Annotated in this window: 26 protein-coding genes and 3 pseudogenes; 9 read left to right on the forward strand and 20 right to left on the reverse strand. The window is 70.5% G+C overall.

Annotated features, from left to right (window positions below; genetic code table 11):
• Window positions 1-63: 63 nt before the first annotated feature.
• The 4 genes from ACZ619_RS28120 to ACZ619_RS28135 all read right to left on the reverse strand — a co-directional run bounded on the left by ACZ619_RS28120 (window position 64) and on the right by ACZ619_RS28135 (window position 2,070).
• Complete coding sequence (locus tag ACZ619_RS28120) at window positions 64-423, reverse strand: IS3 family transposase (RefSeq protein ID WP_469604468.1); 360 nt, start codon at window positions 421-423, stop codon at window positions 64-66.
• Window positions 420-719, reverse strand: a complete 300-nt coding sequence (locus tag ACZ619_RS28125; RefSeq protein ID WP_469604470.1) for a transposase — start codon at window positions 717-719, stop codon at window positions 420-422. The genes ACZ619_RS28120 and ACZ619_RS28125 overlap by 4 nt, the downstream gene beginning before the upstream one ends.
• Before the next feature lie 271 nt (window positions 720-990).
• Window positions 991-1,227, reverse strand: a complete 237-nt coding sequence (locus ACZ619_RS28130) for a hypothetical protein (RefSeq protein ID WP_469604473.1) — start codon at window positions 1,225-1,227, stop codon at window positions 991-993.
• An 81-nt stretch (window positions 1,228-1,308) separates the two neighbouring features.
• A complete protein-coding gene (locus tag ACZ619_RS28135) occupies window positions 1,309-2,070 on the reverse strand; it encodes a TSUP family transporter (protein WP_469604476.1) in 762 nt (253 codons plus the stop codon).
• An 83-nt stretch (window positions 2,071-2,153) separates the two neighbouring features.
• Between ACZ619_RS28135 and ACZ619_RS28140 the strand changes: the two genes are divergently transcribed.
• The gene (locus ACZ619_RS28140) at window positions 2,154-3,071 is read left to right on the forward strand and encodes a LysR family transcriptional regulator (protein ID WP_469604479.1); all 918 of its coding nucleotides are present in this window, start codon (window positions 2,154-2,156) and stop codon (window positions 3,069-3,071) included.
• A gap of 173 nt (window positions 3,072-3,244) precedes the next feature.
• Complete coding sequence (locus ACZ619_RS28145) at window positions 3,245-4,441, forward strand: MFS transporter (RefSeq protein WP_469604598.1); 1,197 nt, start codon at window positions 3,245-3,247, stop codon at window positions 4,439-4,441.
• 129 nt (window positions 4,442-4,570) lie between these two features.
• Here the strand turns inward: ACZ619_RS28145 and ACZ619_RS28150 are convergent, their stop codons facing one another.
• A complete protein-coding gene (locus tag ACZ619_RS28150) occupies window positions 4,571-5,374 on the reverse strand; it encodes a class I SAM-dependent methyltransferase (RefSeq protein WP_469604482.1) in 804 nt (267 codons plus the stop codon).
• A 147-nt stretch (window positions 5,375-5,521) separates the two neighbouring features.
• Between ACZ619_RS28150 and ACZ619_RS28155 the strand changes: the two genes are divergently transcribed.
• The gene (locus tag ACZ619_RS28155) at window positions 5,522-6,292 is read left to right on the forward strand and encodes an AraC family transcriptional regulator (protein WP_469604485.1); all 771 of its coding nucleotides are present in this window, start codon (window positions 5,522-5,524) and stop codon (window positions 6,290-6,292) included.
• 216 nt (window positions 6,293-6,508) lie between these two features.
• The gene (locus tag ACZ619_RS28160; RefSeq protein ID WP_469604599.1) at window positions 6,509-7,342 is read left to right on the forward strand and encodes a helix-turn-helix domain-containing protein; all 834 of its coding nucleotides are present in this window, start codon (window positions 6,509-6,511) and stop codon (window positions 7,340-7,342) included.
• Between the two features lie 37 nt (window positions 7,343-7,379).
• Here the strand turns inward: ACZ619_RS28160 and ACZ619_RS28165 are convergent, their stop codons facing one another.
• From ACZ619_RS28165 to ACZ619_RS28235, 15 genes and pseudogenes are all read right to left on the reverse strand, one after another.
• Entirely contained in the window at window positions 7,380-8,084 is a 705-nt protein-coding gene (locus ACZ619_RS28165) for a type 1 glutamine amidotransferase domain-containing protein (RefSeq protein WP_469604488.1), read from the reverse strand.
• 83 nt (window positions 8,085-8,167) lie between these two features.
• Window positions 8,168-8,593, reverse strand: a complete 426-nt coding sequence (locus tag ACZ619_RS28170; protein WP_469604490.1) for a nuclear transport factor 2 family protein — start codon at window positions 8,591-8,593, stop codon at window positions 8,168-8,170.
• Between the two features lie 37 nt (window positions 8,594-8,630).
• On the reverse strand, window positions 8,631-9,002 hold the full coding sequence (locus ACZ619_RS28175; RefSeq protein WP_469604601.1) for a metal-sulfur cluster assembly factor: 372 nt from the start codon (window positions 9,000-9,002) through the stop codon (window positions 8,631-8,633).
• Between the two features lie 48 nt (window positions 9,003-9,050).
• Window positions 9,051-9,422 (reverse strand): annotated as a pseudogene (locus ACZ619_RS28180) (uL22 family ribosomal protein); the annotation flags it as partial.
• On the reverse strand, window positions 9,419-10,663 hold the full coding sequence (locus ACZ619_RS28185; RefSeq protein WP_469604493.1) for an NAD(P)/FAD-dependent oxidoreductase: 1,245 nt from the start codon (window positions 10,661-10,663) through the stop codon (window positions 9,419-9,421). The gene ACZ619_RS28185 and the pseudogene ACZ619_RS28180, both read right to left, overlap by 4 nt.
• Window positions 10,660-11,013, reverse strand: a complete 354-nt coding sequence (locus tag ACZ619_RS28190) for a Rieske (2Fe-2S) protein (RefSeq protein WP_469604496.1) — start codon at window positions 11,011-11,013, stop codon at window positions 10,660-10,662. The genes ACZ619_RS28185 and ACZ619_RS28190 overlap by 4 nt, the downstream gene beginning before the upstream one ends.
• Before the next feature lie 10 nt (window positions 11,014-11,023).
• Entirely contained in the window at window positions 11,024-12,037 is a 1,014-nt protein-coding gene (locus ACZ619_RS28195) for a ferritin family protein (protein WP_469604499.1), read from the reverse strand.
• Window positions 12,034-12,357, reverse strand: a complete 324-nt coding sequence (locus ACZ619_RS28200; RefSeq protein WP_469604501.1) for an MmoB/DmpM family protein — start codon at window positions 12,355-12,357, stop codon at window positions 12,034-12,036. Before ACZ619_RS28200 ends, ACZ619_RS28195 begins: the two co-directional genes overlap by 4 nt.
• Window positions 12,354-12,668 carry a toluene-4-monooxygenase system B family protein gene (locus ACZ619_RS28205; RefSeq protein WP_469604504.1) on the reverse strand — a complete coding sequence of 105 codons (315 nt, stop codon included), beginning with the start codon at window positions 12,666-12,668 and terminating at the stop codon, window positions 12,354-12,356. Before ACZ619_RS28205 ends, ACZ619_RS28200 begins: the two co-directional genes overlap by 4 nt.
• Window positions 12,668-14,191 (reverse strand): ferritin family protein, encoded by a 1,524-nt coding sequence (locus ACZ619_RS28210; RefSeq protein WP_469604506.1) that lies wholly within the window; start codon window positions 14,189-14,191, stop codon window positions 12,668-12,670. The genes ACZ619_RS28205 and ACZ619_RS28210 overlap by 1 nt, the downstream gene beginning before the upstream one ends.
• An 18-nt stretch (window positions 14,192-14,209) precedes the next feature.
• A complete protein-coding gene (locus ACZ619_RS28215; protein ID WP_469604509.1) occupies window positions 14,210-14,689 on the reverse strand; it encodes a nuclear transport factor 2 family protein in 480 nt (159 codons plus the stop codon).
• 82 nt (window positions 14,690-14,771) lie between these two features.
• A complete protein-coding gene (locus ACZ619_RS28220; protein WP_469604511.1) occupies window positions 14,772-15,203 on the reverse strand; it encodes a nuclear transport factor 2 family protein in 432 nt (143 codons plus the stop codon).
• Between the two features lie 26 nt (window positions 15,204-15,229).
• Window positions 15,230-16,249 (reverse strand): type 1 glutamine amidotransferase domain-containing protein, encoded by a 1,020-nt coding sequence (locus ACZ619_RS28225; protein WP_469604513.1) that lies wholly within the window; start codon window positions 16,247-16,249, stop codon window positions 15,230-15,232.
• 217 nt (window positions 16,250-16,466) lie between these two features.
• Window positions 16,467-17,414, reverse strand: a complete 948-nt coding sequence (locus tag ACZ619_RS28230) for an AraC family transcriptional regulator (protein WP_469604516.1) — start codon at window positions 17,412-17,414, stop codon at window positions 16,467-16,469.
• A 357-nt stretch (window positions 17,415-17,771) separates the two neighbouring features.
• On the reverse strand, window positions 17,772-18,752 hold the full coding sequence (locus ACZ619_RS28235) for an AraC family transcriptional regulator (protein ID WP_469604519.1): 981 nt from the start codon (window positions 18,750-18,752) through the stop codon (window positions 17,772-17,774).
• A gap of 450 nt (window positions 18,753-19,202) precedes the next feature.
• On the opposite strand from ACZ619_RS28235, the gene ACZ619_RS28240 reads away from it, so the two are divergent.
• The 5 genes and pseudogenes from ACZ619_RS28240 (at window position 19,203) to ACZ619_RS28260 (ending at window position 22,883) form a co-directional block, all read left to right on the forward strand.
• A complete protein-coding gene (locus tag ACZ619_RS28240; protein ID WP_469604522.1) occupies window positions 19,203-20,012 on the forward strand; it encodes a class I SAM-dependent methyltransferase in 810 nt (269 codons plus the stop codon).
• 265 nt (window positions 20,013-20,277) lie between these two features.
• A pseudogene (locus ACZ619_RS28245) lies at window positions 20,278-20,412 on the forward strand (DUF475 domain-containing protein); the annotation flags it as partial.
• Window positions 20,413-20,452: 40 nt separating this feature from the next.
• Window positions 20,453-20,764: pseudogene (locus ACZ619_RS28250) on the forward strand (DUF475 domain-containing protein); the annotation flags it as partial.
• Window positions 20,765-21,049: 285 nt separating this feature from the next.
• Entirely contained in the window at window positions 21,050-21,922 is an 873-nt protein-coding gene (locus ACZ619_RS28255; protein WP_469604525.1) for a carbon-nitrogen hydrolase family protein, read from the forward strand.
• A gap of 34 nt (window positions 21,923-21,956) precedes the next feature.
• Window positions 21,957-22,883, forward strand: coding sequence for a polysaccharide deacetylase family protein (locus ACZ619_RS28260; protein WP_469604528.1), 927 nt, complete (start codon window positions 21,957-21,959; stop codon window positions 22,881-22,883).
• Window positions 22,884-22,993 lie beyond the last annotated feature (110 nt).

The following is a 22,993-nucleotide window of genomic DNA, read 5'->3' on the forward strand; positions in this document are numbered from 1 at the left end:
GACAGATTGGTAATGTCCCGACCGGCCTGGTGCCGGGGCGCTCGGCGTGAAAGTCCCGGCCGATCAGGTCCGGGACCGGCTTCGCCCTCGCGTCCGGCCGGGTCGGCGAGCGCCGCTTTCGGCGGGTGACGCCGCGGATGCCGCGCTCGCGCATGCGCGAGCGATGCGCTTGCGGTTCACCCGGCGCCCCAGACGCTGCAGTTCGGCGTGGATGCGCGGGACGCCGTAGGTGCGGCGGGAAGCGATGTGCAGCATGGTGATCTCGTGCGCCAGTGCATCGTCGGCAGCCTGGCGGATGCATCGGGTGGCCTCGCCCTCGCGCCGGGCGTAGCAGGAGGAGCGGGCCACGTCCAGCACCCGGCACAGCAGCACGATCGGGTAGTTCGCCTTCTCCGCACGGATCAACCGGTGCGACGCGCTCACCGGTCGCTCTCCTGAGCGAAGAAGGCTGTCGCCTTTTTCGGGATCTCGATCGTCTGCTGCTGTTCGCGGTTCTCCTTGCGCAGCCGCCGCAGTTCCTCGCGCTCGGCAACGGTCAGCTCGCCGGGCCGGCCCTCGCCTCGGTCGGCCTTGGCCCGGCGGTACCAGCCGCGCAGGGACTCGGAGCTGATGCCGAGCTCCCGGGCGACCGCCGTCACCGTCTTGCCCGAGGAGCCGACGAGCGCGATCGCGTCCCGCTTGAACTCCTCCGTGTACCGCTTCGTGTACTTGCTTCCCACCTGGCGCTACTTCCTCTGGAACCTCAGATTCCAGTCTCCAGGTGTCCACCATCAAGGGGAAGCTTCGCCCCGCATGGAAACACACGAACGACCATCGCCTCCAGCCCAATTCACGACCCGTACCACGATCCTCAGCATCGGCCGGCGCCCCTCAGAACCCCTGGCCAGACGTCTCCTCGCTCACGACGGCGTGCCACCCCACACCGGGAAGCTCCCTCACCACCACACCCTCGGCACCGGCACAGGATCTCTCGATCAGCCTGAACAGGTGTCAGGCGTCTGCTTCCCGGTCCTGAACGTCCGGCCGGAAGGGCCGGGGTGTGGATGTAGTGTCCAGGTCGCCTTGCTCGGCGGTCCCTACCGGTACACACAGCAGGGCGATACCGGGCAGGGCAAACGCCGTGGCGATGCCGCCGTCGCCGGTGACAGCGACGAGAGCGGCCAGGACCAGCAGGTGGATGCCGCCGGTCCGCAGCAGTCGTGTCAGGTCGGCAGAGGGGGACTGCACGGTCGTCGTTCCTCCTGATGGTGTCGGTGCCCGGTCAGGGCCTGGAGCGTGAAGGCGGCGGAGGCCGGGTGACGGCTGTGCTCAGCCGCGCAGGAAGTAGAGGGCCGTCATGGTGACGGCGGTGGCCAGGATGACGGCCCGCAGGAGCCGTTCGGGGAGGCGGCGTGCGAGGTGGGCTCCGCCGAAGCCGCCGGCCAGTGCGCCGGTGAGCATGGCCGCCGGCAGCCGGGGCGCGGTCAGTACGTCGGAGGCGATCAGGAACAGCGTGGCGGAGGCCGCGGAGAGGGCGGCGAGCTGGATGATCCGCATCGGGTTGCCGGCTGCGGGGCCGATACCGAGTCCGGCGCCCCACAGCGCGAGCATCATGATGCCTACGGCTCCGCCGAAGTATCCGCCGTAGACGGCCAGGACGAACTGGCCGGCCAGCACGGCTCGCTCACCCAGTACTGCCGGGCGGTTGCTCTTCGCGGTCACCGCGCTGCGCAGACGTGGTCCGGTCGCCAGGAGCAGCGTGGCGAACAGCAGCAGCCACGGCACCGCTGCGCTGAAGGCACGGGCCGGCAGGAGCAGCAGGAGTCCGGCTCCGAACAGTCCTCCGGCCGCACTGACAGACGTCAGCCGCAGCACGGACACCCCGCCGACCGGCCTGACCTGCCCCCGATACACCCAGGCGCCGGCCAGGGCGCCGGGGACCAGCGCCACGGTCGAGGCGGCGTTCGCGGTCACCGGATCCAGCCCGAGACGGACCAGCACCGGCAGCGCGACGAACGTGCCGCCCCCGCCGACAGCATTCAGTGCCCCGGCCATCACCCCGGCTGCCCAGGCGAGAAGTGTCTCCGTCACCGCCCGAGCATCACCCGCCCACCAGTGCCCTCACAATGCGGTATCCGCGCATCCAGCCTAAGGCTGTGCCATAGGCTGGGTCGATGCGTTACGACCTGGACGATCTGCGGCTGTTCCTGGGCGTCGTGGAGGAAGGCTCCATCACGGCCGGTGCCCGGCGCCTGCATCTGAGCCTGCCCTCGGCCAGCGCCCGCGTCCGTGCCCTGGAGCACCACGCGGGCGTCACCCTGCTGGTCCGGGGCCGCCGCGGGGTACGGGCGACGCCCGCCGGTACGGCACTCGCCCGGCATGCCCGTGAGGTCCTCGCCGCCACCGCACGCATGGAGAACGCGGTGGCCGGCTACACGCGCTCCCCGGCGGCGCCGCTGCGGCTGCTGGCGGGCGGCTCGGCGATGCACCGGCTCGTGCCCCGGGCCCTGGTCACGTTCCTGCAGGAGCACGCGGACATCGACGTACAGGTCGGCGAGAGCCGCACACCGCACACCGTGCGGATGCTCCTGAGCGGCGAGGCCGACCTGGGCGTCCTGGTCGACGATGAAGGCACCGGCCACGGCCTTGTCACCGAGACCCTCGGCGACGACTCGCTCGTGGTGATCGGCCGGGCCGGCACGGTCCTGGCCGGCCGCCGGACTCTCGCCTACGCCGAGGTCGCCGAACATCCCCTCGTCGGGCTCTCCCCGGACTCCTCACTGCGGCGCTGGATCGACACCCACGCCGGACCGCACGCGCCGGTGGTCCGCTACCGCACGACCGTCACCGACCTGAACGTCCTCTCGGCCCTGGCCGCCGCCGGAACCGGGCTCGCCGTCGTCCCGCGCCGCGCCGTCGACCCGTCCCAGCCGCTGGACGTCTGCGACCTGTCGGACTCCTGGGCCCGGCGCACGCACCTGCTGGCCCGGGGAACCGCCGACACCGCCGCCACCACGGCCGCCCACGCCCTCGCCGAACACCTGCACCGCGCGGCCCGTCACGGCCCCCGCCCCTCTACGCACGGCACGTAGCCCCAGGCCATCGCGGGGAACTGGCCTCGCGAATGTCTGGCGGGTTTCGGATATCGATAGGCGGATTACGGAAAGCGCGCCTGGACCGTATTGCCGATCGTGGACGTGTGACATCGATCCAGGAAACGACCCGTCCCCGTGACGTCGGTGATCCGTCCGGCAACTGGCGCCGGATGCGGGTCTGGGCCACCGCCCACGCCGTCGACGACTTCTACCAGGGCCTCGTGCCCGCCGCCGTCCCCTACTTCGTCCTGCAACGGGACTTCAGCTACGTCCAGGCCTCCGGGCTCGCGCTGGCCGCGACGCTGGGCAGCGCGCTGCCCCAGGTCCCGATCGGCCTGCTCGCCGACCGCCACCGGCTGCGGTGGATGTCGCCCCTCGGCATCAGCCTGGCGGGCATCGGAGCCGGCCTGTCCGGGCTCGTGCCCTCCTACCCGCTGGTGTTCGCGCTGCTGCTGCTCGCCGGTGTGGGCATAGCGATGTTCCATCCGCCGGCCGGGCGCGACGCCCGCCGCGCGGCCGGGGGCAGCGCCACCGCGATGAGCTACTTCGCGGCGGGCGGCAGCGTCGGCTTCTTCGTCGCACCGGCACTGGTGACACCGGCCCTGGACGGCCTCGGCATGGGCGCGACGGCACTGTTCATCCCCCCGGCCGTCCTCATGGCCTTCGTGCTGCTGCGCCACCACCACCGCACGACGGGTGCCGCGGGGGAGAAGGTCCGGCACCACGGCAGGGACCGGCCGGGGCGGTTCGCGGCGCTGACCGCGGTCGAGATCGTCCGCTCCACGATCTCGACCGGCCTGAACACCTTCGTCTCGCTGTACTGGATCCGCCACCTCGGCGCCGGCAGCGCACTGGGCGGCACGGCCCTGACCCTCGTGCTCGGCGGCGGCGTCCTGGGCACCCTGCTCGGCGGACGGCTCGCCGACCGCGTCGGCATGGTCCGCACCGTACAGATCGGCAACGCCGCGATGCTGCCGGCCCTGTGGCTCATGCTGGCCTGCGACGACAAGTACGCGGCCCTCCCGCTGGCCCTCCTCGTCGGCCTCATCTCCAACATCCCGTTCGCCGTCCTCATCAAGCTCGGCCAGGACTACCTGCCCAGCCGGCCCGGGACCGCGGCCGGGGTGACCCTCGGCCTCGCGATGAGCGCCGGAGGCCTGTTCATGCCGCTGCTGGGGCTCGTCGCCGGCCACTACGGTCCACGCGGCGCACTCGTCGTCCTGGCCACCGTGCCCGTCCTCGCGATCCTGATCTCCACGGCTCTGCGCGAGCCCGTCCACGAACCGGAACCCGACGAGCCCGTCCACGAACCGGAACCCGACGAACCCGTCCACGCACCGCAAACCGACGAACCCGCGACGCCATGAGCGACACCGGGTGAGCCGGTCCTCCCTGGCCCGTGGCTCGTCGGCGGGCAGCGCAGACGGTGTGGCCCAGAGGCGTGAACGGCACTGATGCCGGGAATCCGGTATCAGGGCCATGGTGCGGCAGACGGATCAGTGCTTCACCGTGCCCGTCACGGTGGCCCAGACATGAGTGAACGACACGACACCGTCACCGTCGCGGAACGGCCGCAGCCCCGTCGCCGGGCCACCGGCGAGTTCCTCCTCCAGCCGCGCCCGGATCTCCTGCTGCATCTCGGGCGGTGTCTCCGTGCGCGCCATCCAGTCCTCAAGATCGAGAACGTGATCGCGTACCGCGGTCGAGGCCACCGAAGCTCCGGCGTCCTCCAGCAACGCGTGCACCTCGGCCAGAGCCAGGGTCCGGTTGTGGCTCGGGTCGCGCAGACGCTCCAGACGGTTGGTCTCCTCAGCCGGCCCAGGAACCGTGTCAGCGATCATGTCGGTGAGCCCGATACGGCCGCCGGGACGGGTCACCCGGACCATCTCCCGCACCATCGCCGCCGGGTCGGCCACCTGGTGCAATGCCAGACGGCACACCGCCATGTCGAACTGACCGTCGGAGTAGGGGAGCGCACAGACATCCCCCAGGGTGAACATGATGTTGCGCAGGCCCGCGTCCGCGGCGAGCCGTTGTCCCTGTTCGAGCATCTCGGGTGTCAGATCGAGCGCGCACACGTAGCCGACGTGCGGGGCCAGCGCCCGCCCCAGATGTGCGGCGCCGGCCGCCGCGTCCAGGACCTGCTCGCCGCCGGCGGGGGCGAGTTCCTGAACGATCCAGTCCAGCCCGCGCGCGGCGAAACCCTCGTCGGTGAACGTCGAGGCCTGAAGCCGGAACTGGTCACGAACCACGTCGTTGTGTGCGTCTGCCACGGGAAAAGGATCCTCCGTCTTGATCAAGGCCCAGCCCCACAATCCACCCGCACCATGCTCGCCGTGCAGCCGGGGTGATCACGCAATGGCGGGACGGATTGGGCACTGGACCGAAGCGACACCTCCACAATGGACAATCCGGGGAGACACCTGCTATCCGTATTCTGCCTATTGATGTCCGAGATCCGCCACGAGCCCGTCGCGCCCACGCATACCCAGTCCCGCGCCGGCGGGGACGTCATCGACCGTCACCGTCACGACGACCACCAGCTGATCTACGTCAGCTCCGGTGTCCTGGCCATCCGCACCGAGCACGGCTCCTGGATCGCGCCGAACGACCGGGCCCTGTGGATCCCCGCGCACACCTGGCACGAACACCGCTTCTACGGCCACAGCCGCTTCCACACCGTCGGCTTCCCCGCCCAGGACGCCAGACCCCTCCTCGACACCCGGGCACCGGCGGTCATCGCGGTCGACGCGCTCGTCCGCGAACTGGTCATCGCCCTCACCGGCCCCGACCTCACGCGGACCGAGACCCGGCACATCGAGGCCGTCCTGCGCGACCGGCTGCGCCGTGTCGCGGAACAGCCGATCATGCTGCCGGTCCCCCGGGACCGGCGGCTCATCGACGCCTGCCACCTGGTGGAAGCCGACCTCAGCCACCCCTACACCCTCGCCGAACTCGCCCACCACGTCCACACCGGTGAACGCACCCTCTCCCGGCTCTTCCGCGGCGAGTTCGCGATGTCCTACCCCCAGTGGCGCACCCGCACCCGCCTCTTCAACGCCATGGTCATGCTCGCCGAAGGCGCCACCGTCACCGACACCGCCCACGCCTGCGGATGGGCCTCGCCCAGCGCCTTCGTCACCGTCTTCGCCCAGACCATGGGCACCACCCCCGGCATCTACCGCACCGGCGTACTCAACCCCCAGGACGAACCGTGAGCTGGGCACTGGGCCCAGAGCGTCGGCGGACTTGAGCCCGGGGTGCTTCCCGGGGCGCGGTACGGCGCCGCCCGCAGCGTGGCTGTCGAGAATCTCGGGCAGCACGTCCGAAAGGCCATACGGCAGCCGGTCTGGCGAGCACCGGGAGCCGTCTGTACGTGCGATCCGGCAGGCCCGGTGCGCTCTCGGGGCGAGGTCTCCACGGCGGGTGTGACCATGACCGGGCCGGGCGGCAGTGTCCGTAGCCCGGGGTTATGGCCCTTACGTCACCACAGTTGTCCCTGCTTCTTGCCGTGCGCGAGACGGGAAGTCTTGCCCGCTCCGCGGCTCGGGGTCACTCCGCCGGCAATCTCGCAGCAGCTGACCCGGCTGGAGAAGGACGTCGGATCGGTTCTGGTCGAGAGAGGGGCACGTGGCGCCACGCTGACGCGCCTGGGCATCCTGCTGTGCGGCCACGCCGACGGTTGGATGGCAGCGTCATCGCGCGGGCAGCCGTGGGCGAACTACAGCCGAGTGAGCTCATCGCACCTCAAGAAACTGACTACTCATCAGCAAAGTCGGCGTTGGGTCAAGGCAGCAGGGCCGGACTGTGGGCCGTCCTCGCCTCATCCGGTGCGTCCGGGCACACCACCACACCAGCGGCCGCCTCACGGACCGCTCTCGCCACTTTGCCGACGAGCGCGGTACAGATCGGGCTGGACCAGTCGGACACGAGTACGGCAAGGGCGGAAGCGGTGGGTTCACGGCTCGGTGCGGGCCGACGGAAGGCCTCGTACGCATCTTCGGCGCTCCCGTGCCGGTACGCGTGAACGAGGTGAGGAACGGAGCCGGGGCTCCCCGCGCGACACGGAGAGCCCCGGCAGGCGTCACTTGAGGGTGACCGTCTTCTTCAGGGGGAGCCGAGCGCAGGAGGTCCCGGCCGAGACGGTGTACTTGCCGGCCGGACTGTCACCCCGGCGGTGGGCGCGGCCCTCACGGCACCGGTCATACGTGACTCACGTGTGCCACGGGTCGTGGCGCTGGCCGGCCGCCGTGTCGACGCGCCCCTGAGGACGGAGGCGGTCTTCCGGGGAGGCCCGGGGCCCTCTCAGGACCGGGTGTCCGCGACCAGGCGGTGGGCCAGGGCCTCGGAGGACGCGGGGTTCTGGCCGGTGTAGAGGTTGCCGTCGACCATCACGTACTCGTCCCAGCCTTCCGGGGCGGAGCTGTAGGCACCGCCTTCGCTCCTCAGACGGTCCTCCAGGAGCCACTTGGCCCGCGGTGCGAAGCCGACCTCGTGTTCCTCCACGTTGCTGAAGGCGGTGAGGGCGCGGCCCGCGAAGAGCCACCGGCCGTCGTCTGCGCGGGCCGGGAGCAGGGCGGCCGGGCCGTGGCAGACCGCGGCGACCGGCTTGCCGGCGTCGTCGAAGCGGCGCAGAAGCGCTCCGAACGACTCCGAGACCGCGAGGTCCTCCATGGGACCCCAGCCGCCGGGCACGAAGACGAAGTCGAACGCGCTGACGTCGACGTCCTCCAGTACCTCCGGGGAGCGCAGGGCCCGGATCGACTCCAGGTGCGCCTTGATCCGCTGCCCCTCGGCGGCGTCCCCGCCGTGCATCTCGGGGGTGAACCCCAGCGGGTCGGCGGTCGGCACGACGCCGCCGGGGGTGGCGACGGTGATGTCGAAGGCCGCCTCGGTGAAGACCCGGTGCGGTGTGCTGAGTTCCTCCGGCCAGTAGCCGCAGAGGTGCTTGGATCCGTCGGCGAGGGTCCAGTGGTCGACGCCGGTGACGGCGATGAGAACGTGAGTCATGGGATGGCCAACCTCAAGTCGCTTTGCTTCTACGGGGGACGGGGGACGGGGGACGGGGGACGGGGGGAAGTACCGCCTCGGCCTCAAGGCGTCGGGCGGTCGACGATCTTCCAGTACGAGTCCTTGCGGACGATCTTCCCGGCCTTGAACTCCCAGTGGTCGCAGCCGCGTACGCGCACCTTCGTGCCGTCGGTGGCCGTGCCGGTGACGAGCCATTCCGAGACGGCCAGGTCGCCGCTGACCCAGTGCCGGTCGGCGTCATAGCGGACGTCGGGGACGGTCGCGAACCGGGCGGCCAGGCCCGCGCGCACCGCCGGTTTCCCGGTGAGGCGCCGCCCCCAGGGCTCGGGTCCCTGCGAGGTGTCGAACGAGCAGTCCTCCGCGAAGAACTCCATGATCGCGTCCAGGTCGTGCGCGTTGAACGCCTTCATGATCGCTTCGAGGGTGTCCAGACGGGCACTCTCGCCGGGCTCGGTGGCCTGCGTCTGTGACGGTGTCTGTGTGGTCATCGGATCTGTCTCCTGTGCGGGTGGTGCCTGGGGGTCTTCAGAACGCGCTGAACCCGATGGCCCTGAGCTGTTCGCGTCCGTCCTCGCTGATGTCCCGGGGGCGCCAGCTCGGCAGCCATTCCCAGGCCACCGTGAAGTCGGTGCCGGCCAGCACGGTGCGCATCTGGCTCTCCATGACCGCGGTCAGCGGGCAGGCGGCCGAGGTCAGGGTCATCGTGATGGTCGCGTGGCCGTCGTCCGTGAGCCGGACCCGGCGTACGAAGCCGAGGTCCACGATGTTCACGCCCAGATCGGGGTCCATCACGTCGTACAGCGCCTCGCGGACGGCGAGTTCGGCCTCGGACTCCGGGCGCGCGATGGCGTCCTCCCCGGCGTCGGACGCCCCGGTCGGCGGTGCGTCGGCCGGCACGTCGAGCGGGTCGGCCGCGGTCACGCCCTCCGGCAGCAGCACCAGCGTCACCTCGCTGGTGGGGCTGCTGATCCAGTCCGCGACGCCGTGTGCCTTGCGACGCACCCGCACGATGTCCTCGGCGGGGACCGCGCGGCCGGCGCCCAGCACCAGGGTGCCGGCGTCGAGACCGGTCTCCTCGGCCCGTACCAGCGCCTTGTCCAGTACCCGGGCCAGCTGCTCGCAGGTGGCTCCGGGCCCGAAGCGCAGCCGGGCGCGGGCCCGCACCGCGCGCTCGCCCAGGACCCGTTCCAGCGCCGCCGACGCCTCGGAGGCGGCGACCCTGAGCCGCGTCTCCCGAATCGTGAGCCCGGTGGTCTCGGCGACCCCGGCGGCCCCGGTGGTTCCGGCGACTCCGGTGGTCTCGGCCAGTACCGTCATCCGCGCACCTCCACTCGCCTTCCGCTCGCCCGCCGCGGCAGCAGGCTCTTCAGCGGGAACGTCTCGTCGGCCAGCTGGGCCTCGGTGACCTCATGGTCGACGGCCAGCAGCTTGCGTACCTGCATCACGTCCTGCGGGCGGTCCATCGCGACCACGGCCGCGATCCGGCCGTCCACCAGGGAGAACCGCGCGAACGAACGCCCCTCCACCGAACCCCGCAACACGGTCCGCCCCTCGGCCGGGACCACGCCCAGCGCCTGGAAGCGGTGGTCGTACTGGTGGGACCAGAAGAAGGGTTCCCCGGTGAACGGCTCGGACCGCCCGAGCAGGGCGGCAGCCGCGGCCGTGCCGTGCCGCACCGCCGTGTCGTGGTGCTCCACCCGCAGGTGCCGGCCGTACCCGGGGTGGAAGCGGGCGGCGACGTCGCCGACGGCGTACACGTCCGGCGCGCCGGTACGGCCGCAGGCGTCGGTGACGATGCCGCCGTCCACCGCGATGCCCGCCTCGACGGCGAGTTCGGTGTTGGGCAGGGAACCCACCCCGACCAACAGCTCGTCGCAGCCCACCAGTTCGCCGCCGACGGTGCGCAGGTCGAGTCCGGTACGGGTCGGCGTCATCGAGGTGACGCTCTCGCCGGTGCGCAGTTCGACGTCCCGCTCCCGGTGGACCGCGGCCGCGGCGGCGCCGATCTCGGCGCCGAACGCCCGGCCCATCGGCAGCGGACCCGGTTCGAAGACCGTCACGCGAACCCCGCGCGCCGCGGCGACCGCGGCCACCTCGCAGCCGATGAACCCCGCGCCGAGCACCGCCAGCCGGCGTCCGGGCGTGAGCCGCGCGCCCAGCCGCTCGGCGTCGGCGGCGGTCCGCAGGGAGTGCACCCGCTCGCCCTCGAAGCCGGGCAGCGTCCGCGCCCGCACACCGGTCGCCAGGACCAGCGCGTCGTAGCGGAGCGAACGGCCGTCGGACAGGGTCACCCGGTGCTCGCCGGGCAGGAGCCGGACGGCCCGGGTGCCGAGCACCGCCTCGACCGCGTTGTCGCGGTACCAGTCCTCCGGGCTGACCCGGACGTCCGCCCGGCCGTACGTCCCGGCCAGGAACTCCTTGGACAGCGGCGGCCGTTCGTACGGCAGCTCCGGTTCGTCGGCGACCAGCACGATCTCGCCGTCGAAGCCCGCCTCCCGCAGGCCGGCGGCGGTGGCCGCGGCCGCGACCCCGCCACCGACCAGCACGAACCTGGTCATACGAGACCCACCAGGACCGTGCCGCTGTCGTCCACCTTGCACGGGTAGCCGACCAGGGCGCAGTTGGCGGGGTTGACGCCCTTGCCCGTGGACACGTCGAACTCCCACAGGTGCTGGGCGCAGGTGAGGCGCCGGTCCTCCAGGTCGCCGTCGTGCAGCGGCCACGCCTGGTGCGGACAGCGGTTGCGGTAGGCCACCACCTCGCCGTCGAGGTTGATGAGCAGCACGGACTGCCCGTCCACCTCGACCGCCTCCATCTCCCCCTCCCACAGGTCGTCGATGTGGGCGACCTCGTGCCACCGGGGCGTGGCCGCCCCGCTCTCGGCCACCTGCTGCGGCATCTCGCTCATCGCCGCCCCCTCAGGCATTCACGGCCGCGTCGAAGACGCCGCTGTGGAAGCGCTCGCGCGCCGCGCGGGCCTCGGCCACGACGTCGTCCGCGGGCCGGCCGAGCAGTTCGGCGAGTCCCGCCGCCGCCTCGTCGGCGCGCTGCGACCAGCGGTCGATCCACTTGCGCAGCGGCGCCTCGTTGGCGGGCCGCCGCTGGACGCAGTACCGGGCCAGCGCACCGCTCCACCGGTCCCGCCGGTGGCCGTCCTCCGCCAGCAACCCGCAGAGCAGCCAGGTCAGTTCGTCCCCGTTCGCCTTGCTGACCTCGCCGAGCTGGCGGATCAGCACATCGTCCAGGGTCGGCGCCAGGACCAGGTCGAGCGCGGTGAACGCCTCGCCGAAGTCGTAGGCGACCAGGGACCGTTCGATGGCCTCGCGGGCCGGCTGCCAGGCCGCCCGGTGCTCCCAGAGCTCCCGTTCCCGCACCCCGATACCGGAGTCCGGGTGGGCGTTCTGCAGCTCCTTGGTCCGGTAGGCGATCATGGTGACCCGGCGCAGGAAGTCCGCGTTGGCGTACCCGGCGGCGCTGGTGATGTACGAACTCGGCCCCATGTAGCCGACGTAGGCCTGCACCAGCTGCGCGCCGTGCACGAGGTAGCGGGACGGGGTGAACACCGAGCCGAGCAGCGCCACCTGGCGCTCGCCGAGAGCCTCGGCCGCGCCGGCCTGCGCGTAACTGTCCAGCATGCCGTCGAGCTTGGTCTGCGCCTCGGCCTGGAGGTTGACGTAGGACCGGTAGGAGACCTGGTCCGGGTCCCGGAAGCCCTCCCAGTCCGCCACCGTCAGCGGCGAGTTCTCCCGGTAGGTGAGGAACCACAGGTTCATCGGGGAGGACGGGTTCTGCTCGAAGGTGCTGAGCCGGCCGTCCCGGGTGTTCCAGTTCTGCGCGTGGGTGACGATCTCGTACTCGCTCGGCATCTTGCGCACGTCGCCGAACGCGCTGAAGGTGCGGAGCTTTCGCTGCCTGCGGGCCGGTCCGGTCATCGCTTCGCGCCTTCCGTGTCCACAGCGCGGGTCTTGGCCAAGCCGCCGCCGCGCTCCCAGGTGATCGAGTCGCTCGCCGTGATGGCCCGGCCGCTGAACGACGCGAGCAGGTTCTCCAGGGAGCGGATGCGGTAGTCGGTGCCGAGGTAGGACTGGAGGGTCGCCTCGGTGAGCACGATCCGGCCCTCACCCTGGATGCGGACGTACGAGCCGCGGTCGATGACCTCGATCTCGGTGTCCGGGTTGTCGTCCTCGATCGCCGAGATGATCTGCTGGACCTCTTCGCCCATCCGCAGGACGGGTCCGACGGGGTTCCTCACGTGGTCCCTCCCGGGATGTCGTACTCGACCGTCACGTGGTCGAGCGGCTTGATGCCGGCCTCGGCGACCGTCAGGCCGCCGGGCAGCCGGCGGCCGCGGTGGATCACGACCTTCGGGTGGGGGAGCGCGCGCACCCGCCGGCCCTCGGAGTGGTGGGCGACCGCCGCCGCGACCTCGTCCATGGTGTGCGCGGTCGTGACCGGCACCAGGATCTGGACGAAGTCGGTCGAGAAGATCGCGTTGAGCGGCACCGTCTCGGGTGCCCGGTCCGCGGCCGCGGGGCCGCTCTGCCCGGTCTGTCCGCCGGCCATCAGTTCGCCCCTCCGACCCGGATCAGACCGCTCGCCTCGCGCCCGACGTAGTCCCTGGTCCACGCGCCGTAGTCCGGGTCGTCGCCCATCACGTCCGGGGTGAGGCCCATGTAGGCGAGGATGCCGGGCACGTCCATCGGCTGGATCTGCCCGCCGAGGAACCGGTCGACCAGCGTCTCGTGGTTGACGTTGTCGCGGTCCTTCCACCAGATCTGCCGGCAGCCCATGGTGCAGAAGTGGTAGGTCCTGCCGTCGTACTCCAGCGAGTGGTCGCGCACCCGCCAGCTCCCGTCACGGGACTGGGTCGGGTTGCAGGCCGGCAGGTGGCAGGTGCTGCACAGCCACGGCAGGGTCTCCGGCAGGGTCGCCTCGACGTTGTCGGCGTTGATGTTGTCGATGATGACGTCCCACTTGTCGCCGTACACCGACTCCCAGTTGGGGTACTTCTCCCGGAGCCACTCGCGCTCCTCCTTCGAGACCCCCGCCTTGGGCTTCCACCACAGGGTGGGCCGCCACCACCACAGGCCCATGTGGAGGCTGTGGTGCCAGGTGTCCAGGCCGCGCATGAACTCGTCCCAGAACCAGGGCTTCTTCAGCCCGTAGTCCTCGATCGTGCGCACGAACTGGTCGACGATCCACTCCTCCATGAACTCCCGGTAGGACTGCTTGCGGTGCTCCACCGGGGTGTAGTAGTCCATCGACGGGCCGGTCAGGGCGGCGAACGCCCGGGCGGAGCCCCAGAAACCCTTGTCGATCACCCACTGGGCGCGCACCGGGTCGTGCTCGACCAGGATCTCCAGGGTCGCGACGCCCTGCTGCGAGTGGCGGGCCTCGTCGGTCTGGATCGAGGAGATCATGTTGGCGAAGTTGATGTCGCCGGACTCCAGGGCGTCCGCCGACAGGGCGACGAACTGCAGGTTGGTGAAGCCGGTCTCGAAGGCCAGCGGCACCTGGAGCGCGCAGTCCACCGCGTTCGACGTGGTCATGATGCCGTCGAAGAGGGTCCGCAGCGAGATGGGCACCCAGTCGTTGGTGGTGTACGTCTTCTGGGTCCAGTCGTACTGCGGGTCCTTGCCGATGAACTCGTGGCCGAAGTACGTGGTCAGCGCGTTGTGCCGGAGTTCGTCGAGCTGGCCGAAGGTGGCCATGTTGCGCCAGGCTCCGTTCAGGCCGAAGCGGGCCATCTTCAGCTCGGCGAGCACCGCCGTGTACTCGACCTGGGCGACGCCGCCGAAGTGCATCTTGGTCGAGGACTTCCAGCCCTCGTCGAGCTGGTCGAAGGTGGTCGAGCGGGAGAGCGCGGCCTTCACCGCGTACGTCGACGTCTCCTTCTCCCGCTGCGTGTACACGTATTCCTGGTAGCTGACCTTGTAGTCCTCCTCCCACTTCAGCCAGGCCTCCCGGGGCACCTTGCCGGTGCCGCTGAACCATTCGGGGAAGACGGCCTCGTCGTCCACGTAGGTCAGGGTCCAGTCCACGTCGCGGACGAAGCCCTGCCACTCTTCGCGCTTGAGCAGTGCCATGTTGTCGAGGGTCCTTCCTCAGTCGACTTCGAGGTGGCCGAGCTGCCGGCAGACGCCGGCGTTGTCCCAGTAGCAGCGGATGCTGTCGATCAGTCCGTCCGCGTTCACGTGCATCAGGAACAGGTGGGGCTCGGAGAACGGCCGGCCCTGGGAGGCGATGAACGCCCACGCCGACTGCTGGGTGCCGGCGATGTCGCAGGCGACGACCACGTCGCCGTCGTCGTTTCCGTCGATGGAGTGCACGACGTTGTACAGGTTCGGGAAGGCGTTGATCAGCCCGCTCCAGATCACCTTGCCGATGGTGCGGACCTTGCCGTCACCGCGCATCACCCGCTGCTTCGCCCACACCTCGAAGGGGACGTAGGAGAAGTCGGCGTTGTCGGTGCACAGGTCGGTCATGGCCTCGACGTCGCGGCGCCGGTAGGCGTCGAAGAACTCGGTGACGACGTCGGTCGGTTTCCTGGTCGCGGTGACCGGGAGAGAGGCGAGTTCGGTCATGGGATCGGTGTCTCCTTTCAGGGGATCGAGTGAGTCGGCCGAGCCGGGCGGTCGAGTGGGCCGATCGCGCCGGGCGGCCGGGTCAGACGATCGCGACGTGGTCGGTCCGCTTCACGGCCAGGCGGCGGTAGAGCTGGTTCTGGCACCAGTAGACGTCCAGCCCGGCGATCTCCCCGCCGGCCACCGTGAACCGCCAGGCGCTGTCCACGTCGAGGTGCTTCTCCTGGTTGACCACGCCCAGCAGGTCCGCGGCCTGGGTGCCCTCGATCTTCACCTCGGCGACGACGACCGCGCCGAGTTCGAGCACGCTGCGGACGGTGAGGCGCAGGTCGGGGAAGGCGGTGACGATCTCCTGGACCACCGTGCGGACGGCGTCCTTCCCGCCGTCGGTGATCTGGAGCGGGTGGACGGTGACCCGGGCCTGGTCGGACACGATGGACAGGGCCGCCACGGCGTCCCGTTGTCCGAAGGCCGTCAGGAAGGCCTCCGCGATGCTGCGGGGGCTTGCGGTCATGGCTGACTCCTCGGTTCGGCTCGGGCTCACAGCAGGCGCAGCGCCTTCAGCACGGCGTCGGCGGTGGCCTCGGTGGAGTGGGGGTTCTGACCGGTGATCAGGTTCCGGTCCACGACGACGTGGGACGACCACGCGAAGGGCCCGTCGTCGAACACCGCGCCCGCGTTCTTCAGGGCGGCGTCCAGGTACCAGGTCAGGCCGATCTTGCCGGGCCTGGTCTGGTCCTCCTCCTCGTCGGTGAAGGAGGTGAGCCGGAAGCCCTCGAACAGCCACTGTCCGTCCTCGCGTTCCGGCGCGGAGAGCAGTACGGCCGGTCCGTGGCAGAGCGAGGCGATCGGCGCGTTGCGCGCGTGCAGGTTCGCCAGCAGCCGCCGTACGTCGGGGTTGTCCGGGAGGTCGGCCATCGGGGCGTGCCCGCCCGGCGTGAACAGTGCGTCGAACTCGCCGAGTTGCTCGTCGGTCAGGTCGGAGAGCGCGACCGGTGAGCGGAAGCCCTCGATGGCGTCCAGGCGGGCCTTGCGCTCGTCGGCGATGTTCTGGCTCGCCGACTCCAGTTCCGCCACCCCCTCGCGCAGGGTCTGCTCCGGCAGACCGCCGTCCAGGCCCTCGGCCAGCATGACGTCGACCAGCAGCCGGTCCTCTCGCCAGGCGATCTTCGCGGCCCGGCTGAGCAGTTCGTGCGCGTCGGCCGGCGTCCGCCCGGCGGCCACCAGCCGCTCCGCGATCCGTCGGCAGGCCATCAGGTCCTGCTCGGTGGTGTGGTGCAGGGTGATCCAGATGTCGTCCGGGTCGTGGTGGAACGTGCGGTACACCGAGGCGTAGTAGTCCCGGTCCTCGTCCGGGTAGTGGAAGATGAGTTCCATTCCGTAGGGGTCCGCGACCGGGGGCCGGCCGTCCGGCGTGATCACCACGACGTCGGCGCCCGCGGCGACGAACCGCTCGTAGGGCTTCAGTCCCTCCTCGGCGAAGTAGCCGGTCGGATGGCGGGACCCGTCGCGGAGTTCCAACTCCCGTGCGCTGGACACGAGATAGGCGATGCGAGGCATAGAAGTCTCCCGGTAGCCGGTCGGGTCGGTCCCGCGGAAGGCGGGAGTCCGGGGTGTGGTCGACGGCGGGGCGCCGTCGCCGGATTCACTGCCGTCCCTTTCCGCGGGGGCGATTTACTCAAAGATAGGAGAGGGGCACCCGTGGCACATCGAAGAATCCTGCTGCGGGATTGCGTATTCCTGTGGAAGGCGGTGCGCGGGGATCCCCGGAAAGCCGTCAGGCGCGCAGCGCGCGCCCGGAGAGCGCGTCACGGAATGCGCGCGGAGTGGTGCCGTACCGGTCCCGGAACTCGTTGATGAAGTGCGAGGCGCTGCGGTAGCCCACGGCCCGGGAGATGTTCGTGACGCTGGATTCGTTCTCGACGAGCAGTTCGCGTGCACGATTCAGCCGCATTTCCTTCACAAACTGGTACGGAGATTTCCCGGTCACCTCCCGGAAGAGATGCGAGAACGCGGAGGGGCTCATGAAGGCGCGCTCGGCGAGATCGCTCACGCAGAGCGGCTCCGCGATGTGCTCGTGCACGTACGCGATGACCGCGCTCACCGGGTTGCGGGCGCTCTCGCTCGCCGACCGTTCGATCAGCCGGCTGTACTGCTCGGCTTGGAGCGCCCGGTAGACGATCTCCTTCAGATAGACGGGCGCGAGCACCCGGCGGTCGGCGCCGGAGTTCAGCGCGCGCAGGAAGCGCAGGATCGCGTCCATCATCTCGCGGTCCAGCGCGGAGACGAAGGCGTGGTTCTTCTCGCGCCGGCACCGGGTATCGGTGAACGCCGTCGCCTGCCTCTCCAGCAGGATGTCCGACGACACCTGACGCACCAGTTCCGGGTCGAGCTGGAGTCCGAACGACAGGAACGGTTTCGCCGGACTCGCCTCGATGATTTCCGTCCGGAACGGCACGTCGTTGCTGATCGCCAGATAGGTGAACGGATCGTAGAAATAGTCGTTCCCGTCCGTCCGGACACATTTGCGGCCCTGCGCGATGACGCACAGGTGCAGTTCGCGGACCTCTTCCCGCGGGGGTGCCGCGGGTGCGTCGTACCGGTAGATCGTCAGTCCGGGCCAGAGTCCGTCATTGGTGCCCGTCTCGTGCGCCCGGGACGTGAGTTCGGCGACCAGGTCTCCGGAGGTGATGCGGAATTCGAGCGGATTCAACGGGTCGTTCATCGGTTCTCCCCTGCACGGAAGAGGGTGGATCGTCTGCCGGCCGCGGCTCGGCGCATCACGGACTCGGATCTTTCTGTGCTGGGGACGGTAGGACCGAAGCGGGGCGGAGGAAATCCGATCCGCGCGGCCGTCATCCGGATCGCGCGGGCAGTTGCGCTCGGGGGCGGGAGGGGGCGCGCGGGGGAGTGAGAGGGCGTGAGAGGGCGTGAGAGGGCGTGCGGGGGCCTGGCGAGCGGGTGTCGTGGAGGCCTGGCCTCGGTGCGGAGGGCGGCCCGGGGCCGTTTCCCTCGGATCTGCCCGGCTCGTGGACACGGTGCCGACCAGTGCCGGGTGATCCGAAAGAGGCGGCCCGGCCGCTCAGGGCTGCTTCAGGCGCAGCGTCTCCGAGGGCAGTTCGCCGAACTTGCAGCGGTACGCCTCCGCGAACCGCCCGGTGTGCCCGAAGCCCCAGCGGTACGCGGCCTGCGACACCGACGTCCAGACCTCCGGGTCGCTCAGCTCGGCGCGGACGCGCTGCAGCCGGACCTCGCGGAGATAGCGCATCGGGGTCGTCCCGAGGTGACGCTGGAAACCGTCCTGCAGGGTCCGCGCGCTCACTCCGGCCGCCTGGGCCAGATCGGCCACCGACCACGGCTGGTCACAGCTCTGTTCGAGAAGGTCGACCGCCCGTTGCACCACGTGCGGCCGGGCGGGCCGGCGGCTGGTGTGCAGCGTCTCGTAGTAGTTGTGCGGCTGGCCGCACAGCAGACCGGTGAGGACGAGGTCCTCGATCCGCGCGCTGAGCAGCGGCACCTGCTCCTCCCGCGGGCCCCGCTCCAGCTCCGCCCTGAGCAGGCCGACGCAGTCCACCCAGGTGCGCATCGGCCGGCGCCGCAGATCCATGCCGAAGTCGAACCGCAGCGGTGCCATCACCTCGCTGCACAGCAGCCCCTCCAGCCGCCGCTCCAGCGCGCTGCGCTCGATGCGCAGGTAGAGCATCGTGTAGTCGGCGTCGAAGCTGAGGGCGCCCCACTCCTCCGAGTGGAAGGCGACCCCGGCGGACGGTGAGGAGGGCGCGGTCTCCTGCCGGCCGCTGCGGCCCTCGCCCGTTCCCGAGAGCGGCAGGGTCAGGAAGTACATCGCCTCGGTGGTGGGTGCCGTCAGCCGCATCTCGGAGCCGTAGTCCATGTAGGCCAGCGTGATCCCGCCCAGCTGCGCCGCGTTCATATGGGCGTTCGGGGAGACCGCGCCCATGGCCTCCACCCGGTGCGGCACCAGGACCTCTCCGCCGACCTGCTCGATGACGTCGAGGTCGCCGGAGCGGAACTTCTGGGTACCGGCCAGCGGCTCCGGCGGCATCTCACACACCCTCTCGAAGGGAACGAACCGACCGTACTCACCGTGCCTGGGCAGGGGAAGAAGTGCGGCGCGGGGTTCCGGTCGGCCGGACGTCCCGGCGTGTCCGTGTCCCGTCCGCCGGTGTCCGGACCGTCTCCCGCCCCGTCCTCCCGGACCCGTGCCGGGACGGACGACGCGGGGCCCGTCCGCCGGACCCGCGCGGTACGGGGCGACGAAGGGCCCGTCGCCCGTGCCGCTCTCCGACTGACCGTGACAGCGAACCTGGACCGATTGCCACCAAAGGCGGACCGAACGCAATTCGTGACAGCGAAGATGGACCGCCGCAGGTCAGCTACTTGTTCGTCGGCCGTGAGCAGGAGGCAGAGAGCAGTTGACACTGAGATCGATCATGGCGGCCGGGCAGACGCCCATGGGCCTCCCGGACGAGCGCAGCGGTGGGAAAGTGGAGGGGTGAAGCCTCCGGCCAGTGGGTTGTTTGCCTCGACGGTGCCGTACTACGCGAGGTTTCGGCCCGCGTACGATCCCCGCCTGTTCGCTCTCCTCGGCCGGCGTTTCTCCCTGGATGGTTCCCAGCGGGTGCTGGATCTGGGGGCGGGCAGCGGAGCTCTCACTCTGCCGCTGGCTCCCCTTCTGCGGGAGGTGATCGCCGTCGATCCGGGGCCTGAAATGATCGCCGAGGGCCGTCGGCTCGCCGCCCGGGCAGGGGTGAGCGGCATCGACTGGCGACTCGGAAGTTCCGACACGCTGCTTGCGATGGACGTGGGGCCGGTCCTGCTGACGGTGATGGGCGCCTCGTTCCACTGGACGGACCGGGAACGGCTGCTGCGCGACCTGAACACCCTGATCGAACCCGAGGGCGCGGTGGTGCTGGCGACCTGCGGAGCCCGGCACGACGACCTCCAACCGCCGCCCTGGCTGCCCGTGGTCGAGGAGGTCCGCCGTCGCCATCTGGACCCCGAACGTTTTCAGGGCTCCGGTCCTGCCGGGTATCCCGACGTGCGTCACCAGGAGGTCCTGCTCCGCTCGCCGTTCTCCCGCATCGAGGAGGTTCACTGGGACCGGACGGTCAGCCGCAGCGTGGACGAGGTCGTCGGTCTTCAGCTCTCCTACAGCTTCACCAGCCCGGCCGCACTAGGCCCCGGCCGGGCGGCCTTCGAACGCGACCTCCGAGAGGCCCTGAACGCCTTCGGTCCCGACGGCGGATCGTTTGACGAGCGTGTCCGCACAGAGGCTGTCATCGCTGCCCGGCCCCCGGGGTGAGCTGGGCCGTCCCCCGGTGGGCTCTGTACTCCTGACCTGCTGTGGTTTACCTTCGCTGTCACGAACTGCGTTCGGTCCACCTTCGATGGCAATCGGTCCGGTTTCGCTGTCACAGGTCACCGACGATCTCGCAGTTCCTCGGTGCCGCCGCTCTCGAACTGGCCGTCGTGGCCGGTGCCGCCGGGCCGGCCGAAGGTCTCGGCCACGCCTGCCCGGCCGCCGGGACCGCCCCCGCGCAGCCTGTGCCTCGCGAGGGCGGGCCGCGTGGGAGGCCTTCGGCGTCGTGGCGATCCTCACCGTCCTGGAGATCTCGCTCTCGTTCGACAACGCGGTGGCCAACGCCGGGATCCTGAAGAAGATGAACGCCTTCTGGCAGAAGATCTTGCGCACCGCCGACGTGCGCGCTGACCGACAAGGACCGCTACCAGGAACTGGCCACCGGCGCCTTCGCCATCGCCGACGACATCGTCCTGATGGCGCTGGGCCTCGGCACCGGCACGATGTACGTGCGGTCCCTGACCGTCTGCCTGGTCCGCCAGGGCGCCCTGGACGACTGCGTCTAACCGGAGCACGGCGCCCACGACGCGAAGGGCGCCCTCGCCGTCCTGCTGATCGCCTGGTCCTTCCGGCCCTCGGCGCGGCGCAACAAGGCACTCGCCGAGGCGGAGGGAGCGGAGGGAGCGGAGGGGGCGGAGGGAGTGGAGAGTGCGGAGGGCGCGGACGCGAGGTCCGAGGTCTCCTCCGTCTCCTGAGCCGGCCCCCGGCGGTCTGCCGACCGTCCCCCTGGACCCGGCATGCCGCCCCCCTGGGCGGTGCCCGGCCCGCCGTATCCGGACCTGCCCGTCGTGCCCGAGCCGTCACCGCGGACCGCTCGGGTACGCGCGTTTCGCGAGGCGGCGGCCGGTCCGTTAGCCGGATGGCCAATTTCCGGTGAGCCGGCCGACAGGCGATGTCTAGCCACGTGAAGACGCCGGGCGTTGGTTCACTCACGTTGCACGGAGATTTCTCCCCTGTGTCGCATGGGTGAAGGGAATGTCATGGCACGCAACGTCTCGATCGCAGCGGTGAATTTCGCCGTCAGACCGGCCCGGGACTTCGACCAGTTCGCCGCGCACGTCGAGGAGGTGCTGCGTGGGGCCGACGGGGCCGACCTCGTCGTCCTCCCCGAACTGTTCACGGTGGAACTCTTCACCGCCCTGCCCGGCTGGCGCGACCTCCCGATCTCGGAGCTGACCCGGATCGACGGGTTCACGAAGGACTACGAGGAGCTGTTCCGGCGGCTGGCCCGGGAGCGCGGTCAGCACATCGCGGCCGGCTCCCACCTGGTGTCGAAGGGGGACCGCTTCGTCAACACGGCCTACCTCTTCGGCCCCGACGGTCTGGTCGCCACCCACGACAAGACCCACATCTTCCCGGCCGAGGCGGCCTGGTCCACCTTTGAGGGCGACGCCATGGAAGCCTTCGACCTGCCGTTCGCAAGGGTCGGCTTCAACGTGTGTTACGAGTGCGAGATCCCGGAGTGCGCCGCCACCCTCACCGAGCAGGGCGCCGAACTGATCATCGCCCCGTCCTACACCTTCACCGAGTACGGCTTCTGGCGGGTGCGGCACTGCGCCCAGTCCCGTGCCGTCGAGAACCAGGTGTACGTGGTCCACGCGTGCACCGGCGGCACCCCGGGCGCGCCGCTGCCGAACGGCTGGGCGCAGAGCAGCATCCTCAGCCCCTGCGACACCCTGTTCTCGCCCCGCGGCGTGGTCGCCGAGGCCACCCCCCACACCGAGTCGGTGGCCCGGGCCGTCGTCGATCTCGACCTGCTGGCGGAGAACCGGGCCAAGGGGGCGGCCCCCACCTACCGGGACCGTCGCCGCCGCAAGGACACCTACCGCTCCTGGCCGACCCACGTCGCCTGATCCGCGGCATCGACAACCGAGAAGGGAAACGGACATGGGACACCTGCAACTGCCCGAGGGAAAGCGCATCGCGGTCAACCTCGGCACCGACTTCGACGCCCAGGCGCTGTGGCTCGGTGGCTTCAACCGGCCGACGCCCGCGTTCATGTCGCGCGGAGAGTTCGGCGCCGAGGTCGGCGTGCCGCGACTGCTGGAGCTGTACAAGCGGTACGACATCAGGTCGACCTGGTTCACTCCGGGGCACTCGGTGGACACCTTCCCCGAGTGGTGCCGCAGGATCCGCGACGACGGCCACGAGTTCGGGCACCACGGCTACTACCACGAGATCCCGCCCGCCATCAGCCGGGAGACCGAACGGCGCCTGGTGGAGCTGGCGTTCGAGTCGTTCGACAAGGTGCTGGGCCTGCGGCCGACCGGCTACCGCTCCCCGTACTGGGACTACAGCGACAACACCCTCGACATCATCGAGGAGTTCGGCTTCGCCTACGACACCAGTCTGATGGCCCGCGACCTGGTCCCGTACCACCCGCGCCGCTGGCAGGTGAACTGGGAGCGGGGCAACGTCGCGGGCAAGGCCAGCGAGGTGCTGGAGATCCCGGTCAACTGGTACCTCGACGACTTCCCGCCGCTCGCCTACACCGGCCAGTCCACCGGCATGCAGGACACCGACACGATCTTCAAGCGCTGGCGTGACATCTTCGACTACGCCTACGAGAAGGTCGACAACGCGGTCTACGCCACGTGCGTCCACCCGCAGATCATCGGCCAGGCCCACAACATCATGTGGTACGAGCGGCTGATCGAGCACATCGCCTCCAAGGACGGCGTGTGGTTCGCGACCATGGACGAGATCGCCAGGACCTGGGTTCCCGACGACAACGACCGGGCCCTCATGGCCCAGCCCGACATCCGCGGTGTCGAGGCCCCGCCCGCGGACTCGAGCTGGGCCAGGCAGCAGTAACCGACGGAAGCCGCCCGGCCACCGACTGTCTCTGGTCCCCGCCCTTCCCCGCCCCGCCCTGCTCGGGGCGGGCGCGGGGCGGGGACGGCGCCACCGACGTGCGCCCGGAC

Source organism: Streptomyces sp. NPDC104367, assembly GCF_055583825.1.

What these genes read in the sequence shown, in the direction of transcription:
- ACZ619_RS28140 (WP_469604479.1), top strand. Translation starts at nt 2,154, where the DNA reads ATGCGTTACGACCTGGACGATCTGCGGCTGTTCCTGGGCGTCGTGGAG.
- ACZ619_RS28145 (WP_469604598.1), top strand. Translation starts at nt 3,245, where the DNA reads ATGCGGGTCTGGGCCACCGCCCACGCCGTCGACGACTTCTACCAGGGC.
- ACZ619_RS28155 (WP_469604485.1), top strand. Translation starts at nt 5,522, where the DNA reads ATGTCCGAGATCCGCCACGAGCCCGTCGCGCCCACGCATACCCAGTCC.
- ACZ619_RS28160 (WP_469604599.1), top strand. Translation starts at nt 6,509, where the DNA reads ATGACCGGGCCGGGCGGCAGTGTCCGTAGCCCGGGGTTATGGCCCTTA.
- ACZ619_RS28165 (WP_469604488.1), bottom strand. Translation starts at nt 8,084, where the DNA reads ATGACTCACGTTCTCATCGCCGTCACCGGCGTCGACCACTGGACCCTC.
- ACZ619_RS28170 (WP_469604490.1), bottom strand. Translation starts at nt 8,593, where the DNA reads ATGACCACACAGACACCGTCACAGACGCAGGCCACCGAGCCCGGCGAG.
- ACZ619_RS28185 (WP_469604493.1), bottom strand. Translation starts at nt 10,663, where the DNA reads ATGACCAGGTTCGTGCTGGTCGGTGGCGGGGTCGCGGCCGCGGCCACC.
- ACZ619_RS28190 (WP_469604496.1), bottom strand. Translation starts at nt 11,013, where the DNA reads ATGAGCGAGATGCCGCAGCAGGTGGCCGAGAGCGGGGCGGCCACGCCC.
- ACZ619_RS28195 (WP_469604499.1), bottom strand. Translation starts at nt 12,037, where the DNA reads ATGACCGGACCGGCCCGCAGGCAGCGAAAGCTCCGCACCTTCAGCGCG.
- ACZ619_RS28205 (WP_469604504.1), bottom strand. Translation starts at nt 12,668, where the DNA reads ATGGCCGGCGGACAGACCGGGCAGAGCGGCCCCGCGGCCGCGGACCGG.
- ACZ619_RS28210 (WP_469604506.1), bottom strand. Translation starts at nt 14,191, where the DNA reads ATGGCACTGCTCAAGCGCGAAGAGTGGCAGGGCTTCGTCCGCGACGTG.
- ACZ619_RS28215 (WP_469604509.1), bottom strand. Translation starts at nt 14,689, where the DNA reads ATGACCGAACTCGCCTCTCTCCCGGTCACCGCGACCAGGAAACCGACC.
- ACZ619_RS28220 (WP_469604511.1), bottom strand. Translation starts at nt 15,203, where the DNA reads ATGACCGCAAGCCCCCGCAGCATCGCGGAGGCCTTCCTGACGGCCTTC.
- ACZ619_RS28225 (WP_469604513.1), bottom strand. Translation starts at nt 16,249, where the DNA reads ATGCCTCGCATCGCCTATCTCGTGTCCAGCGCACGGGAGTTGGAACTC.
- ACZ619_RS28230 (WP_469604516.1), bottom strand. Translation starts at nt 17,414, where the DNA reads ATGAACGACCCGTTGAATCCGCTCGAATTCCGCATCACCTCCGGAGAC.
- ACZ619_RS28235 (WP_469604519.1), bottom strand. Translation starts at nt 18,752, where the DNA reads ATGCCGCCGGAGCCGCTGGCCGGTACCCAGAAGTTCCGCTCCGGCGAC.
- ACZ619_RS28255 (WP_469604525.1), top strand. Translation starts at nt 21,050, where the DNA reads ATGGCACGCAACGTCTCGATCGCAGCGGTGAATTTCGCCGTCAGACCG.
- ACZ619_RS28260 (WP_469604528.1), top strand. Translation starts at nt 21,957, where the DNA reads ATGGGACACCTGCAACTGCCCGAGGGAAAGCGCATCGCGGTCAACCTC.